The sequence below is a fragment of the Vibrio sp. KUL78 genome (assembly GCF_059725505.1).
In genome coordinates this window covers 3,423,323-3,439,680 of sequence record NZ_AP045837.1, presented here as the reverse complement: position 1 = coordinate 3,439,680, position 16,358 = coordinate 3,423,323, and the positions used below count along the sequence as shown (strand labels likewise).

15 protein-coding genes are annotated in these 16,358 nt (G+C 48.7%); 9 read left to right on the top strand and 6 right to left on the bottom strand.

Annotated features, from left to right (window positions below; translation table 11 throughout):
• Positions 1 to 118 precede the first annotated feature (118 nt).
• Both glpE and glpG read left to right on the top strand, forming a co-directional pair.
• The gene (glpE, locus tag AC6I8Y_RS15960; protein WP_394154692.1) at positions 119 to 445 is read left to right on the top strand and encodes a thiosulfate sulfurtransferase GlpE; all 327 of its coding nucleotides are present in this window, start codon (positions 119 to 121) and stop codon (positions 443 to 445) included.
• Between the two features lie 11 nt (positions 446 to 456).
• On the top strand, positions 457 to 1,296 hold the full coding sequence (glpG, locus tag AC6I8Y_RS15955; RefSeq protein ID WP_394154690.1) for a rhomboid family intramembrane serine protease GlpG: 840 nt from the start codon (positions 457 to 459) through the stop codon (positions 1,294 to 1,296).
• 36 nt (positions 1,297 to 1,332) lie between these two features.
• On the opposite strand, the gene AC6I8Y_RS15950 is transcribed toward glpG, so the two are convergent.
• Positions 1,333 to 1,740, bottom strand: coding sequence for a flagellar basal body-associated protein FliL (locus AC6I8Y_RS15950; protein ID WP_128649880.1), 408 nt, complete (start codon positions 1,738 to 1,740; stop codon positions 1,333 to 1,335).
• Between the two features lie 159 nt (positions 1,741 to 1,899).
• Between AC6I8Y_RS15950 and AC6I8Y_RS15945 the strand changes: the two genes are divergently transcribed.
• Complete coding sequence (locus tag AC6I8Y_RS15945; protein WP_394154687.1) at positions 1,900 to 2,442, top strand: chorismate--pyruvate lyase family protein; 543 nt, start codon at positions 1,900 to 1,902, stop codon at positions 2,440 to 2,442.
• Positions 2,439 to 3,299, top strand: coding sequence for a 4-hydroxybenzoate octaprenyltransferase (ubiA, locus tag AC6I8Y_RS15940; protein ID WP_042478792.1), 861 nt, complete (start codon positions 2,439 to 2,441; stop codon positions 3,297 to 3,299). Before AC6I8Y_RS15945 ends, ubiA begins: the two co-directional genes overlap by 4 nt.
• A gap of 72 nt (positions 3,300 to 3,371) precedes the next feature.
• Here the strand turns inward: ubiA and plsB are convergent, their stop codons facing one another.
• Entirely contained in the window at positions 3,372 to 5,831 is a 2,460-nt protein-coding gene (gene plsB / locus AC6I8Y_RS15935; protein ID WP_498020534.1) for a glycerol-3-phosphate 1-O-acyltransferase PlsB, read from the bottom strand.
• Between the two features lie 284 nt (positions 5,832 to 6,115).
• On the opposite strand from plsB, the gene lexA reads away from it, so the two are divergent.
• From lexA to hemN, 5 genes are all read left to right on the top strand, one after another.
• Entirely contained in the window at positions 6,116 to 6,739 is a 624-nt protein-coding gene (lexA, locus tag AC6I8Y_RS15930) for a transcriptional repressor LexA (RefSeq protein WP_498020533.1), read from the top strand.
• A gap of 161 nt (positions 6,740 to 6,900) precedes the next feature.
• Entirely contained in the window at positions 6,901 to 7,539 is a 639-nt protein-coding gene (locus AC6I8Y_RS15925) for a class I SAM-dependent methyltransferase (protein ID WP_498017440.1), read from the top strand.
• Positions 7,539 to 8,105: a Der GTPase-activating protein YihI gene (gene yihI / locus AC6I8Y_RS15920; protein WP_498020532.1), complete on the top strand. Its 567-nt coding sequence runs from the start codon at positions 7,539 to 7,541 to the stop codon at positions 8,103 to 8,105. Before AC6I8Y_RS15925 ends, yihI begins: the two co-directional genes overlap by 1 nt.
• Before the next feature lie 15 nt (positions 8,106 to 8,120).
• Positions 8,121 to 8,615 carry a DUF2489 domain-containing protein gene (locus AC6I8Y_RS15915; RefSeq protein ID WP_042478799.1) on the top strand — a complete coding sequence of 165 codons (495 nt, stop codon included), beginning with the start codon at positions 8,121 to 8,123 and terminating at the stop codon, positions 8,613 to 8,615.
• A 203-nt stretch (positions 8,616 to 8,818) separates the two neighbouring features.
• Positions 8,819 to 10,210 (top strand): oxygen-independent coproporphyrinogen III oxidase, encoded by a 1,392-nt coding sequence (gene hemN / locus AC6I8Y_RS15910; protein WP_498020531.1) that lies wholly within the window; start codon positions 8,819 to 8,821, stop codon positions 10,208 to 10,210.
• 118 nt (positions 10,211 to 10,328) lie between these two features.
• On the opposite strand, the gene AC6I8Y_RS15905 is transcribed toward hemN, so the two are convergent.
• The 4 genes from AC6I8Y_RS15905 to AC6I8Y_RS15890 form a co-directional block, all read right to left on the bottom strand.
• A complete protein-coding gene (locus tag AC6I8Y_RS15905; RefSeq protein ID WP_498020530.1) occupies positions 10,329 to 12,893 on the bottom strand; it encodes a bifunctional diguanylate cyclase/phosphodiesterase in 2,565 nt (854 codons plus the stop codon).
• A 176-nt stretch (positions 12,894 to 13,069) separates the two neighbouring features.
• Positions 13,070 to 14,473 carry a nitrogen regulation protein NR(I) gene (gene glnG, locus AC6I8Y_RS15900; protein ID WP_234494961.1) on the bottom strand — a complete coding sequence of 468 codons (1,404 nt, stop codon included), beginning with the start codon at positions 14,471 to 14,473 and terminating at the stop codon, positions 13,070 to 13,072.
• 47 nt (positions 14,474 to 14,520) lie between these two features.
• The gene (glnL, locus tag AC6I8Y_RS15895) at positions 14,521 to 15,513 is read right to left on the bottom strand and encodes a nitrogen regulation protein NR(II) (protein WP_234496026.1); all 993 of its coding nucleotides are present in this window, start codon (positions 15,511 to 15,513) and stop codon (positions 14,521 to 14,523) included.
• A 191-nt stretch (positions 15,514 to 15,704) separates the two neighbouring features.
• Positions 15,705 to 16,214, bottom strand: a complete 510-nt coding sequence (locus tag AC6I8Y_RS15890) for a DUF4124 domain-containing protein (RefSeq protein WP_498020529.1) — start codon at positions 16,212 to 16,214, stop codon at positions 15,705 to 15,707.
• Positions 16,215 to 16,358: the final 144 nt, after the last annotated feature.

The window sequence follows — 16,358 nt, the reverse complement described above, 5'->3', positions numbered from 1 at the left end:
TACTTTGTTAGCACTGAATAGTGCTATTATCGACCAAGAGAAAATAACCAAAAAACGCATGCAATACGCTTAATTTTGACGTAGCGCCAAGTGCGATGAAAGTAAAGGATTAGACTCTATGGAGCAGTTTCAACATATTGACGTGCACGGGGCACATCAGTTACTACAAGACAACGACGAAGCAAGGCTGGTGGATATCCGTGATATCCAGAGTTTTAATGTCGCTCATGCCACTGACGCATACCACTTAACCAATGACAGCATTGTTGATTTCATGCAGCAGGTCGAATTTGAAGCACCTGTATTGGTGATGTGTTATCACGGTATCAGCAGTCAAGGCGCGGCTCAGTATCTCCTTAATCAAGGATTTGAGCAGGTTTATAGTGTCGATGGCGGTTTTGAAGCGTGGCACAGAGCAGCCTTGCCGGTAGAGAGTCACACATAGAGAGATCAACAATGGTTAGACTTATCACCCTGCAGAACCCGAGAATGGGGCAGGCATTTATCGATTACATGGCATCGAGAAAGATTGATGTCCAAATGATGCCCGAGGGTGGTGGTCAGTTCGTACTCTGGCTGATGAACAGTGAAGACCAGCTTGAAGCGGAGGTTGAGCTCAAGCATTTCCTCGATGACCCTATGAATCCCAAGTACCAAGCATCGTCATGGGATATGGCAGAAACGCGCCGCAATGCATTCCACTATCAAACGCCAAGCTTTACCTCAATGCTCAAAGCAAAAGCTGGGATAACGACACTTTCTATAATGGTGCTGTGCGCGGTTATCTATATCACCCAGTTTGTTGGATTAGGGCAGTGGGTGTTCTCTTGGCTGCACTTTCCAGCTTTTGATGGACAGGAGTGGCAAGTATGGCGCTGGTTTAGTCACGCCTTGCTGCATTTCTCTGCCATGCACATCATCTTTAACCTGCTGTGGTGGTGGCAGTTAGGTGGGGATATCGATAAGCGCCTTGGTGGTAAGAAGCTGTTAGAGATCTTTTTCGTCTCTGCCGCTATTTCGGGAATCGGTCAGTATTGGATTGAGGGAGCAAACTTCGGTGGTCTGTCTGGGGTTGTGTATGCGCTAGTCGGCTACCTGTGGGTGCTCACGGTGAAGCGTCCTGATATCGGTCTTATTATCCCTAAGCCTATCGTTGCCTTTATGCTGGTTTGGCTTGTGCTTGGCTTTGTTCAGCCATTCCTTGCTATCGCCAATATGGCGCACCTGACCGGTTTGTTGGCGGGTGTGGCGTTGGGCCTACTCGACAGCTATCGCTTGAAGACAGCCAAGGCTTAAAGACGCTTAAAAATAGCCTAGCCCAACACGCTCATTCTATTGGTAGAGATATTTGGTAAACAGAAGGTCGGCAATGACCGCTTTACCTGTCTCTGCCAATAGCAAGTTGTTGAGATTCTCGACCAGCATCTGACGGATCTCTTCTCTTCCCGCCAAAGACTTAATCACATCGGCATTTTGTTTGCCTAGCAGTTCAATCACGGCATCGCGAATTAGCGGCTGGTGATGCTCAATAATCGCTAAATCATTAACGTCGCCGACCATGACATCAATACGCACTTGAACATAGCCAAGTCGTTTGCCTTTGGTGTGGAAGTTAGTGGTCAATTCCGGCTCGAGAGTGAAATACGCAAGGTTAGGTGCCGACTCCTCTGCGGAGAATGCAGGCATAGCAGCAGTCAAGCCCATGATCAGGAAAAACTGGGTCAGGTAACGTTTACACATATTTCTCTCTTTTAAACTCGAATTAGCCGATATTCCATGAGCCTAATTTTGTTACAATGACGTAATAACGCTGGAGTGTACCGACATGGTTGGTGGTACAATACGCCGTCCAGATGAACAATGATTGTACGCGCTTCAAGCGTGTTATTGAATAGCAAAATGAATGATTCAGCTTTCGACTATCTGAAAATATTACGCCAAGCTCAATGGCAGTCTCCTGACGAGTTTCCTCACCTTAATCGCCATGCCTTGCAGTGGTTGACGGAGCAAGGGTCGCTTTCACATAAATTGGCAGAGCATTGTCAGCACTTCTCTGTCGAAGTCGTGCGCAATGAAGCCAGCCCGCTTCATACTATGTCTCAGGAGGAATTGGAGCTTCTTGACCACGAATCTTGTTGGTTGAGAGAAGTCGTGTTGTCTGGTGACAACCAGCCTTGGGTTATAGGTCGCACGCTGATGTCGCTTGAGTCGATGGACCGCAGCCAATATGATATTTCTCAACAAGGAACCGTGCCGATTGGTGTGACGGTCTTTTCAAGTGCTGATACCACGCGCGATGCATTGCAAGTGGCACTGATTGCCACGCCAGAGGGCGATCTTTTTGCTCGCCGCTCACGGCTTTGGGTAAAAGGACACCCGATATTGGTTGCCGAACTTTTCTTGCCCGAGTCACCGATTTACCAACAGGAGTGTGGTCAATGACCTCGACAAAAGCCAGAGCTTACTGGCAGCTGATGCGCATGGATAAGCCTATTGGCTCGTTACTATTGCTTTGGCCAACGCTGTGGGCACTGATTGTTGCTGCAGAAGGCATCCCTGATCTTTTGGTGCTTGTGGTCTTTACCTTAGGTGTGGTCATGATGCGTAGTGCGGGCTGTGTGATCAATGATTTCGCCGACCGCAAAGTCGATGGGCATGTAGAGCGAACCAAGGGTCGCCCGTTGCCATCAGGGCAAGTGTCATCAAAAGAGGCCATTGGCCTATTTCTATTTTTGGCAGTGGCGTCATTTATTCTGGTTTTGACCATGAATACGTTGACGATTCAGCTTTCATTTGTCGGTGTGTTTTTAGCGTTTATCTATCCCTTCATGAAGCGTTACACACACCTTCCGCAGCTGTTTCTTGGTTTGGCTTTTAGTTGGTCAATTCCAATGGCGTTTGCCGCTCAAGCTGACGCTTTGCCGCCAATGGTCTGGTTTATCTTTGTGATTAACGCTCTTTGGACCATCGCTTACGACACCCAATACGCCATGGTGGACCGAGAAGATGATCTTAAGATAGGAATCAAGTCGACCGCCATTTTGTTTGGCAAGCGCGACAAGCTCATCATTGGTGTGTTGCAGCTGATTACATTGTTGATGTTGATGGGGCTTGGCTACAGCTACCAGTTGGGCGCAAGCTTCTACTGGAGTTTACTTGCGGTGAGTGCGCTGTTTGTTTATCAGCAGTGGCTAATCCGCCATCGTGAACGCCCACTTTGCTTTCAGGCATTTCTCAACAATAACTATGTAGGAATGGCAGTCACCATAGGTTTGCTAAGTGCATTTCTGTTGAAGTAACTGAGAGTTATCGAGTTAAAAAAAGCGCGGTCATTGTAAAATGACCGCGCTTTTTCGTTTTCTTAAAGAGGGTTACTCACTCTCGATGCTTTCATCGTCATCTAAGCTTGGGTCGCTTTGATGAACACTCTCTTGAATAGTAAGGCGTACCTCTGGGTACAACAGACCGTAGAGCATACCAGCGAGGTTTTCAGTGGCTGCGATATCGCAGTTACCATCGATATCTAGGTAACCTTGCTCTTTTAGTGTGCTAAATAGTGCCGCGAATACGCCCTTATCGAAAAACTCTGGCGCATTGATACTGTGCAGACGACCCAGGCGCTGAGCAATGTCTTGGCTCTTTTGTTCTAGATCGCGCTTGCCAAGCTCTGGGTAGCACGCCAGTAGGTTAAGAGAGATCGCGTAGCGCTGCAGCGTCTCAGAAATTGTGCGGCCCAATAGCATCAGTGTCTGAGTGTTGGACTGATTCATTGACACGACGCCTTGATCAACCAGAACCAGATCTTGGCGCGACAGCTCATTGATGATGCTATCGACCATCGACTCCAACTCGCTCTCTTCAATGCTCAAGAACAGCTCTTTTTTCAAGAAAGGATAGAGCTTCTGCACATTGTATTGAATTTGCTCCAGTGACAGTTTGTGCTGACGAATCAACATCTGTGCGATAAGCGATGGCAGTGCAAAAAGATGAATGATGTTATTGCGATAGTAGGTCATCAGAATCGACTGGTGACGGTCTAGTGAGATAATGTCACCTAGGGTGTCCGACTCAATAACAAATTTATCCAGTGACTCAGCATGCGCGACAAGCTCTTCTGCCGTTGCATTAGGCAGCGTACATGTCTTCGAATAAGGCACGTGTTTAAGCAGTGATAGATAGCAATCAATCTGGTTAACTAAGCTGTCACGAGACAGTGCACGTTGGCGTGATGCCAACAGAGCAGTCGCACAAAGCGTCAGAGCATTAGCAGCGGCGGCGTCGTTGATGTTGGTCATCATCTTAGTCGCAAGGTCATTGACCGCCGGAACCAACCACTGTGGTTTGCTGGTACCCATTGGGTCGATGTCTTGCGTCCAGTTGGGCGCCGCTTCGTTGAGGTACTGGTTAAGTGGAATTGGCTCACCAAAGTTCACGTAGCCTTGACCGAAGTTACGCAGCTTACGCAGCGTTTTAAGTACCTGACCTGCGTTCTCTTTCTCTTTGCGCTTGCCGCGCAGTTCTTTTGCGTAAGTGCTCACTTCCATCACGTGTTCGTAACCAATGTAAACGGGCACTAACGTGACAGGGCGGTTAAGACCGCGCAGCATAGCTTGAATCGTCATCGCCAACATGCCGGTTTTCGCTTGCAGTAAGCGACCGGTACGTGAGCGACCACCTTCACTGAAGTATTCCACTGAGTAGCCTTTCGCGAACAGTTCAGCGAGGTACTCACGGAAAATCGTCGAATACAGCTTGTTGCCTTTGAAGCTGCGGCGAATAAAGAAGGCGCCACCGCGGCGAAAAATAGGGCCGGCTGGGAAGAAGTTGAGGTTGATGCCCGCGGCAATATGCGGCGGAACCATGCCTTCTTTGTACAGCACGTAAGAGAGCAACAGATAGTCCATGTGACTGCGGTGACACGGTACATAAACAATCTCGTGACCGTCTTGAGCCAGGCGGCGAACGGTAGAGGCGTTGCTGACATTGATGCCTTGATACAGCTTATTCCAAAGCCATGTCAGAACGTGATCACCACTTTTTACCAGCTTGTAGGAGAAATCTGCGGCGATCTCATCCATGATTTGCTGAGCTTCTTTGCGCGCCTTCTCTTCACTAACGTCGTTGCTTTGCGCGTGGTCTTTGATCGCTTGTTCGATAACTTGCGAGTTGAGCAGGCGATGGAACAGCACTTGGCGGTTTGGCAGGTTAGGACCTGATGCTGCGAGTTTCTGACGTGAGAAGTGAATGCGGGCTACGCGAGCGAGTTTGTGTGCAATAGACTCATCGGTGCCGTGAGAATCGGCCATATAGCGCAGTGATACCACAGGGCTAAAGCGAACCATGCAGTCTCGGCCAGATGCTAATACCGCCATGGTTTTTTGTACGCCATTCATCGGTTGCAGATAAGGCTTCGGCGTTTCTTCTTTGCCAGGCTTACGACCCCATAAGACTGTTGCAGGAATCACCTGAACATCAAGTGATGGGTCTTTTTCGTGCTCTTTGAGTAGATCAGAGAAGAGGGCAATAGACTCATTCGGGACGTCTTGGTCGCTGGTAATCAGCGTCGGTCTTGAAGCTATGAACACAAAGCGATCACGTTCTTCGCCATTGAGCACGATCGGCTCAAGCGGATCTGGTAGTCCTACCGCGAGCGCTTGCTTTTGTAGGGTCAGGAGATCAACGTTTGAGCTGAAGGGCAGTGCATACACCACAGGTTTCGAGATATCGATATTGTGGTCTTCGATGGGGTTAGATGGAATCGCCGTCCCTTTTACTAGCACCGACATGGGCAGTTTTATAAAGGAACGGAACAGTGATTGTCCTGAAGACATAAAGGTTCACAGCCTCAATTTGTTCAAAGAAACAATGCCAGAGGATGAAGCATGGCAACACGATGTTGTGTATTAATCCTAGGCATTAGATTTAGTGCGCCGCAAGCATACCAGAAACTGGTCTTACCTTTTACTGAAAAAACAGTACAACGACATATTTACAATTCTATGCGCCATTGTGTTTAGTTATGGTGTCAATCTGCTAAAAAAACAACCAATTATCGTTGCAATTACAGTATTACTGGATATACTCACAGTTAACTGTATAAACAGACAGGTGATGTATGAAGCCGCTAACGCCCCGACAACAGCAGGTCTTTGATCTAATCAAAGACAAGATAGACGACGTAGGTATGCCACCTACGCGTGCCGAAATCGCTAAGGAACTAGGGTTCCGCTCAGCGAATGCGGCCGAAGAACACCTAAAAGCACTCGCTCGTAAAAAAGCGATTGAAATCATCCCAGGCGCTTCGCGTGGTATCCGAATTCTACTTGAGCAACAAGCAGCAAACGAAGACCAAGGTCTACCGCTTATCGGTCAAGTAGCGGCGGGTGAGCCTATCTTGGCTCAAGAGCACGTAGAAGCACACTACCAAGTGGATCCGAGTATGTTTAAGCCTCAGGCGGATTTTCTACTTCGCGTAAACGGCGAGAGTATGAAGGACATCGGTATCATGGATGGCGACCTACTAGCGGTTCATAAAACCCAAGACGTTCGTGACGGTCAGGTTGTGGTCGCGCGTGTTGACGAAGATGTGACGGTGAAGCGTTTAGAGCGTAAAGGCGCAACGGTTCTATTGCATGCGGAAAACGAAGAGTTTTCGCCGATTGAAGTCGATTTGACGGCGCAGCATTTAGCTATTGAAGGCATCGCCGTGGGCATCATCCGTAACACGGATTGGATGTAAGCTAATTCGGCGGAAGGGCATTTTGTTGTCTTCCGCCAACCTTCCTCGGCCAAAATCACACAAATTGTAGAAAAAATACCCGTCTCTACTCCACTCCGTGCTCACTTTCTGGTATGTTTCGCACCCTTGTATTGATCAGGGTATCGTTCAGGAGAGGAATTGTGGAATCTTGCCCACTGTGTTCGGGACAATCCGTCCACCATTACCATAGTGACAAAAAGCGTGATTACTTGCAGTGCTCGCGTTGTGAATTGGTGTTTGTGCCAAGAGCGCAGCGTCTCGATGCGGTGAGTGAAAAGGCGCACTATGACCTTCACAATAACGATCCCCAAGACCAAGGATACCGCCGCTTTTTGTCTCGATTGGCAGAGCCAATTTTGCAGCGAATTGCACCCGGTTCAAAAGGACTAGACTTTGGATGTGGTCCAGGTCCGACTCTGTCACTGATGCTCACAGAGCAAGGTCATGACATGGCACTGTACGATCTGTACTATTATCCGGATAAATCCGTACTCGATAATAGCTACGATGTGGTGACCGCGACAGAGGTTATCGAACACTTGTATGAGCCAAACCAGGTTTGGCAACAATGGTTATCGCTCATTAAGCCTGGAGGATGGTTAGGCTTAATGACAAAACTGGTGATAGATGTAGACGCATTTGCAAAATGGCACTACAAAAATGACCAGACACATGTTGTTTTCTTTAGTCGAGCCACGTTCTTGTATTTAGCAGAGCGAGACGGGCTGGATATTGAATTCATTGGTAATGATGTCATTTTACTGAGGAAGCTTACGTAATGAGTCGTAAGAAAAAATCAAGAAAGCCGGGTTCTAATCCAGAGCCGGTAGTTGCGGTTACCCGTAACCGTTCACAAGCGGACGTTGACGGTCGCTTGCGCAAGCGTTTGAAAAAACGCAAAGGTCAGAAGTCAGGCAGCCGCCACTCTGAAGGCAAAGCTGTTAACCAGTCGACGGGTGGCGCTAAGCTAGACCCTCGCCTAGGCAGTAAGAAGAAGATCCCGCTTATCGTTGAGCCTGCGAAGAAGCCAACCAAGGTTGAGCGTCGTCTATCTGCTGAGCAAGAGCTCGAGATGCTAGAGAACGATGCGCAACTGAACGTGTTGCTCGATCGCATTGAAAGCGGTGAGAACCTAGGTGCTGGTCTACAGAAATACGTGGACGAAAAACTGGATCGTATTGAGAAGCTGATGAATCAACTTGGTCTTATGGAGCCTGAGTATGATGAAGACGAAGAGCTTGATATGCCAGTGGCTGAGGTGTCTGCACCAAGCAAGAAAGCAAGCAGTGATGATGATCTATTGTCGCAGTTTGAAGATATCGACATGGATCAGTTCAAAGGGTAACAAGGGGTAGAGTAGATGAATACCGTGACGCTGTTAACCATTGCTGGTGTGCTCATTATTGTGGGCTTGGCAAGCTACGCGGGCTATTTGCTACTGCAACTCAAAAAGCAAAAGGAGTTGCAACAACAGCATCGTGAGCTGGCAATCAAAAAGCGTAATGCCAACATCTTCGAGAGTGTGGATACCATTTGCTTAGCGACGATTCAGGGGCAGTGCGACCTGTCGGAAGCGGCAATTCGCCTCTATAACATCATGGACTATGTTCAAGGTGATGAGCGCGTCGACTTTGACAAAGAGTTTCCTGCCACTGCTGAGCTTTTCCATATCGTCAAAGACATGCCTCGCGGTGATGCGAGACAGGAGATGGAAAAGCAACAGCGAATGCGTGACAATCTGACGCGCCAAAAAGCGGAAGCACGCCTTAACGATGCTATTGTAGAAGAGCTAAAAACGCTGCAACGCACCGTCCAGCCTCTCAATGACCAAATCGATATCAAACTGGTGGGTTAGCTTTAGCTTACCTACCTTTAGCAAGTGATCGTGATAGCAAAATTGGCGATCACTTGCACAATTCCACTTCTTGACGGGATACCCGTCATATTTGTGTGGCAAAATAGCGCCTAGTTGACTCCCTATACCGTCAGGCATTTCTCGTCGGTCTTAGCTCGTAGGTTTAGTGGGGCGAAAGCAACGTGTTTATTGGAAGTATGACCATGTCTCAAAATCAATCCGAAACTCAACAACAGATCGTCTGGGATCAAGCTATCCTCGACAAGTACAACTATTCCGGCCCGCGATACACCTCGTATCCAACGGCGGTTGAGTTTCATGAAGCGTATACCATTTCTGATTACGATATGGCGTGTACTCAATACCCAGATCGTCCGCTTTCGCTGTATGTCCATATCCCGTTCTGTCACAAGCTTTGCTACTACTGTGGCTGTAATAAGGTGATTACTCGTCATGCGCACAAAGCCGATGAGTATCTTGACGTTATTGAGCATGAGATTCGCCAGCGTGCGTCGTTGCTGCAGGGCCGAAAAGTCACCCAGCTGCACTTCGGTGGTGGTACGCCAACCTTCCTGACGAAGAGCCAAATCAGCCGCCTAATGGCCATCTTGCGTGGTGAGTTTTTCTTTGAAGCGGATGCTGAGATCAGTATTGAAGTCGATCCACGCGAAATTGAGCTGGATATGCTTGACCACCTACGTGAGGAAGGCTTCAACCGACTAAGTATTGGTGTTCAAGACTTCAATAAAGAGGTTCAAAAACTGGTAAACCGCGAGCAAGATGAAGAGTTTATCTTTGCTATGGCGAAGCGAGCGAAAGAGCTAGGTTTCCGCTCGACCAACTTAGACTTGATTTACGGCTTGCCAAAGCAGACCAAAGATCGATTTGCACAGACACTTGAGCAAGTGCTCACCATGCGCCCAGGTCGTCTGTCGGTGTTTAACTACGCGCACATGCCAAACCTGTTTGCAGCGCAGCGTAAAATTAAAGATGAGGACCTGCCGCAAGCTGAAGAGAAGATGGCTATCCTTCAAGACACCATTGCTACCTTGACCGGTGCGGGTTATCAGTTTATCGGTATGGATCACTTTGCGCTTCCTGAAGATGAGTTGGCTGTTGCTCAGCGCGCAGGGGAGCTGCACCGAAACTTCCAAGGTTACACCACACAGGGCGATTGCGACTTAGTTGGGTTTGGTGTTTCTGCTATCTCTATGATTGGTGACAGCTACGCTCAGAACCAAAAAGAGCTGAAGAAATACTACGCTCAGGTGAACGAGTCTCGTCATGCGTTGTGGAAAGGTGTGGTGCTAGACAAAGATGACTTGATCCGTCGTGAGGTCATCAAGCAGCTGATCTGTAACTTCAGCCTAGATAAGCGCTCCGTAGAAAAGATGTTTGCTATCGACTTCAATCAGTACTTTGCAGAAGATTTGAAACTGCTGCAAACCTTCATTGACGATGAGTTGGTTGCGGTATCAGATGACACGATTGAGGTGACTCTGCGAGGTCGCCTGTTGATTCGCAATATCTGTATGAGCTTTGACAAATACCTTCGCCAACGTGCACGTCAGCAGCAGTTCTCACGCGTTATCTAACGTTAGCTGACGTAGAGTCGACCAAATAGCGAAAGCCCACTAGGAGCCTACTAATAAGTAAGCAGCGTAGTGGGCTTTTTTACATCTGGGATATGGGGACTGACAAACGTTTACGGGCTTAGGCCATCTTATCGAGTGAGTTGACTTGGTCATCCCAAAGCATACTTGGCCACTTCTCTATCGGAAGAGGCGGGCTGAACAAATAGCCCTGTGCATGATGGCATCCAAGGGATTGAATGAGCTCAGCTTGTTGCTGGGTCTCAACCCCTTCGGCAACCAGGCTAAAGCCAAAACTCTTAGAAAGCTTGGTAATGGCGGCAACGACGCTGTCGTCGACGTTATCACGTGTCAGTCGGTCGACAAACGCCTTGTCGATCTTCAAGCTATCAAACGGCAGCTTGTGCAGATAGGCTAGCGAGGAATAACCGGTACCAAAATCATCAATCGCGATGCTTGCGCCCAGCGACTTAATGAGGCTCATATTATCCAATAGTACCGGATCGTTATCAGCGAGCTTTGATTCCGTTACTTCGATGGTCAGTTGGCTGACAGGGAATCGAGTTCTCTCAAGCAACTGACTCAACTGCTCTACATAGTCTCCGTCTGACAGTTCAAGAACGGACACATTGATATGCAGCTGGAAATTGGCGGGCAACGCACCCTTGTCTATCTCTGTCTTGACCGTCTGCATTGCTTCCGCTGCCATGTGTTGACCAATTGCCTTGATAAGACCGGAGCTCTCCGCCAGAGGGATAAAATCGAGTGGAGAGATAAACTGCCCTTGATGATCGCGCAGCCTCAGAAGTGCTTCTGCGCCAAATGGCTGGCCGGAGCGAATATCGACAAGGGGTTGGAAGTAGACTTCGAACAGGTCATGGTCGATGGCGTGGCGTAAGTAGGTCAGCAATCGAGTTTTGTTCTTAGACTGCTCTGCCATCACAGGCGTATAGATGCTGACGTGATTACTCTCGGTTTTCGCATGACTGAGCGCAATACCCGCATTTCGAAGGCAGGTGTCTGCCTTTGCGCAGTCAGAGGTGATTCCGATAGAGATGTTGACGCTCAGTGGCTCTCCCGCCACCACAAAGGGTGCTGAGAATACCTGACGCAGACGATGCTGATAGCAAAGCTGTTGCTCTGCGGTGATGCTGGGTAGATAGATAGCAAACTCATCGCCAGCAACACGACCTAAGACGCCATTCTCTGCTAAAACCCAAGCTTTGAGGCGCTCGGCAACGATGGTGAGTAGTACATCTCCATAGTGATGCCCAAGGCTATCATTGATGTCACGAAATTGATTAATGCCAAGTAGCATCATAGTACCACTGCTACTTTGCTGCGCCTTTAGCGAGTCGCACGTCTCGATAAAGCCCTGACGACTGTACAGCTTGGTTAAGTTATCGCGAGTCAGCTGCTCTCTCAAAGCATGAAACGAGGCTTGCAGGTGTGAGCGCATCGACGAAAAGCTTTGCAACAGTTGTGAGATTTCGCTAATTCGATTGCGTTTTGGTAACGGGTAATCCCATGAACCATTGGCAATTTGCTTAGCCGCTTCTGCCGTTTCCGAAAGCGGTACGGTAAGCCTATTGAGAACGACAATCCCCATGCCCAATCCAAGCAGACCAAGGATGAGTCCTGCCCAGAGCATACGATTGCTGACGACAGGAATATTGCCCATCAAGTCATCGGCAGAAATCACCACCGCGACATACCAATTCAAACGCTTATCGGATTGATAAGGGCTAATCATGATGTACTGTGTCGTGCTCTCATCATCGAACGCGAGAAGCTTGGGGGCGCTTGGCTCCATATTGTGGATGCTTTGACTCAGATACTGCAGCAGCGGGCTTTCGCTGTTAGACAACGAGCGACGATGGCCCGATTTATCCAAAATGGTTCCAGTGCCACTTTGAGCAATGAGCTCATGGTGTTCATCCACCACGTAAACTCTGGCACTGTGTGTGGTATCCAAATCATTAAGAAAACGACTAAAGGTATCAATCTGAACATCAATGGCCGCAACACCAATCAGTTCACGTGTGCCACGAAGAGATTGAAACACAGGAGAGAGCGCGGAAATAGTGATCTCCTGCGCTTCATCTGCATTGGTATAGACTTTTGACCAGGTCGCGTTAGGCTGCTGACGTACAGGTTGATACCAAGGGCGCTCGCGTGGGTCATAGGGTGAAATCGTGGCCACGACCTTCGACTCGCGTGTATCAGAGGCGTAGACATTGAGGGTATCTTCGGTACCAATGTCTTTGACCATCAGCGAAAACTCAGACTCTTCACCGTCACGCTTGGTTACCCTCAGCGCAAGAAACTCACCTTGTTCCCCGCCAAAACCCATCAAGTCAATTTGCGGTGACTGTACGTTAAGAGACGCGAAGCTGGATCTGAGGTAGGCCTCCAATTTAGCGGTATCATTGGGCGTGTAGAGCTGGTGGTATTCGATGGCGTGCGCCAGAGTCTCGACGGCGGTCATTGGCTTGTCGAGATAGATATCAAGACTATGCACTACGTTCGTGGTCAAGCTAGAGAGTTGTCTGTCGCCGACCTCCATCGCAAGGTCGTCATAACGTTGTTTTTGTAGCCATAGAATAGTGCCAACCGAGCACAAGAACACCGCAATAAAGGGTGCAATCAGTGCTTTCTTGAGCGACAGAGTGAATAATCCAGGCATACAAACAACGTACTTAACTGATGAAACAAACAGAATGAAGTTAACGGGCGAGGGTTTCGCCAGTCTCTATAATAAATCGGCAGAGCGGGGGTAAAGTTTAGGCCATTAACACAATTAATGGCCTAAATAAGTGATAGTTTTGTCGGTAAAGTGTGTGCGAATGTGTGACGTCAGTATTAGTAGAGTTCTTTTAGCTTACGAGTCAGAGTGTTACGACCCCAGCCTAAAACTTTAGCGGCATCCTGCTTGTGACCATTGGTGTGAGAAAGTGCCGCCTCAAGCAAGATACGTTCGAATTCAGGCTGAGCTCGGTTAAGGATTTCAGTCTCTCCAGACTCTAGGGCTTGTGATGCCCATGAAGAAAGAAGCTGCTGCCAGTCGCCACCACTCATCTCTGTCATGCGCTTTGGTTCATCGAGCAGTTCTGGCGGTAGGTCGTTCGGCAGTATTTCGCTGCCACTCGCCATGACTGTCAACCAGCGACAGGTGTTCTCGAGCTGACGTACGTTACCTGGCCAATCCAGCTTATTAAGGATCTCTACAGTGTCTGGGTTGAGCGATTTGGTCTCGACGCCAAGCTCCTCCGCTGCCAGAGACAGGAAGTGTAGAGTGAGTTTTTCAATATCCTGCTTGCGCTCTCTCAGTGCTGGAATATGGATGCGGATAACATTGAGGCGGTGAAACAAATCCTCACGAAACTCGCCATCGTTAACCAGCTTTTCCAGATTCTGGTGCGTCGCCGCAACGATACGAACATCCACCTTAACTGCTGAGTGACCACCCACGCGGTAGAACTGGCCGTCTGCCAAAACACGCAGTAAGCGGGTTTGGATATCAAGAGGCATGTCACCAATCTCATCCAAGAACAGTGTGCCGCCGTTTGCCTGTTCGAAGCGACCCTGCCTAACGCTATTAGCGCCGGTAAAGGCGCCTTTCTCGTGACCAAACAGTTCCGATTCGATGAGATCTTTAGGGATGGCCGCCATGTTTAGTGCGATAAAAGGTTTTGCAGAGCGTGGGCTATGTCTGTGCAGAGCATGGGCGACCAACTCTTTACCCGTACCAGATTCTCCGTTAATCAAGACCGAGATAGAAGAGCGAGAGAGGCGGCCGATAGCGCGAAACACTTCCTGCATCGCAGGGGCTTCACCGATGATCTCTGGCGCTTCTGCCGTAATCGTATCGTCACTGCTTAGAGCACTTTTTTGCTCTTGGCTATGAGTGATGGCTCGCTCGACGAGCGTTAAGGTTTCGTCGATATCAAAGGGTTTAGGCAGATACTCGAAGGCACCTTTTTGATAGGCATTTACTGCGGCGTCTAGATCGGAGTGCGCCGTCATGATGATAACAGGAAGCTCTGGTGCGCTTTGTTGGACGCGATTTAAAAGCTCTATACCATCGATACCCGGCATGCGAATGTCCGACACCAATACGTCAGGCGTCTCTCGCTCAAGCGCCATCAATACGCTTTCGGCATCCGCGAAGGTCTCACATTTGATATTTGCTGACGACAGGGTTTTATCCATAACCCATCGTATTGAGCTGTCGTCATCGACGACCCATACATATCCTTTACTCATAGCCAAACTTCCTTACAGCAAGCTCATCCAACAACCTCTCAGGGCGTTTAAATGGGCAGATAAATAGTAAAAATGGTACGACCGGGCCAACTTTCTACGTCTATTTTTCCATTGTGTTGGTCGATCAAGTTCTGCGAAATGGACAAACCAAGTCCGGTACCGCCTTCGCGACCACTGACCATAGGGTAAAACAGTGTGTCTTGAAGCTCGGCAGGAATGCCTGGTCCATTGTCGATAATTTCTATGCGAGCGGCGAGTTTATGACGCTGTCCGTGAATGTTGGCTTGATGAACGGTGCGGGTACGCAGCGTGATCATGCCATTCTCTTGCTTGGACAAGATCTGTGCGGCATTACTGGTGATATTAAGCAACGCCTGCTCGATTTGGTCGGTATCCATCAGTATTGGAGGGAGACTCGGATCATAGTCGCGCTCGATTGCTATCCCGGTGCCAGCGTCTAGCTCCACCAGTTGGCGAACCTTTTCCAGTATTAGGTGCAGGTTTTCTTGTTTTTTAGTCCCCGGCTTTTGGGGTCCAAGTAGACGATCAACCAGAGCCCTGAGCCTATCAGCCTGCTCAATAATGATATTGGTGTATTCATTGAGTGACGGGTCTGGGAGCATCTTGGATAGCAGTTGTGCTGCGCCGCGAAGTCCACCGAGTGGATTTTTTATCTCATGCGCTAACCCGCGAACCAAAAGCTTAGCCGCCTGTTGTTGGGCGTGTTGGTTAAGCTCTTGCGTCAGCCTTTTTTGCTGGCCGATCTTGCGCATTTCAATCAGCAACATCAGCTCTTTATTCCAAGAAAGCGGACTTACGGTCACCTCGAGCAACAAGGGTTTTCCGTCAACGACAAAGGTGACGTCGCTATCGGTAATGCTCTGGCCGCTTTGCAGCGGTTGTGTCAGCAGTGCTAAATCGAGGGAGGCATGTTGGATAATCTGAGACAAATGGCAGCCAACCAGGCGCTTTGAGCTTTGAGAAAACAATTGCTCCGCTGAGGGGTTGGCATACTGAACCGTTAGCCCTTCATTTAGCATCAACGTGGCGGTTACCACATTATTGAGTATTGCATCCGTCAATTCACAATTCGCCACACGCTATCCTTACTCTGTTCAAAAATGGTGCATTGCACGAGCATCGAAAACTCAATGCACTAATTTGGTGCATCTAATGAGCTAAGTATGGCGCAATTTGGGTTAGAGTAAAAGCGTCAGGGTAGATAGGCTCTCTATTGCACCGATGCACGATGAAGATGCACAGTAATTGTATCTGATGATGCAATTACCTTGCCGCTTTGTAGAATCTGAAGTGTTAACGTGTGTGTACCGCGATCGATGTTATTGAGTCGCCACTTAGGATTCGATTGCGGAGGCATAACTGGCGAGCCATCGAGCAGTAATTGAAGCTGCTGATCCGTTCTGAGATTGGGTGTGAGTTCTGCAATAACATCGATAACGCCGGCGTTGCTGCGAATGGTCGCGTCATGCTTTGGAAAGCGGATACTCACGCTCAAAGGAAGAGCACTGCTGCTTTTGTCCTCTTTGTCCGTAAGGGAGCTAGAGGTCCAATCGACATCGCTCTCATTCAATACTTGAGGTGGAGGAGGGGCGTCAGGGAGTTCAATGCGTTTGGCGTCTTTGTGCTCGGGAAAGTCACTAAAGTGAAGATTACCCTGTGTATCTTTCCAGACATAGACTTCGCTTGTATACGAGTTAGCACTAAAAAGGCTGAGTCCCAATATACTGAAACTTAAAAGCCGAGAGCGAAATAGAGCGGGGGAACAGAGCCAGACGGAATTCATGCTTGAACCTTCAATCAAATAGAAAGATAAAGTCCATGCTAGCCCGAGTCTATAAAGGGCTGAATACGAAAAAGGCCCGCC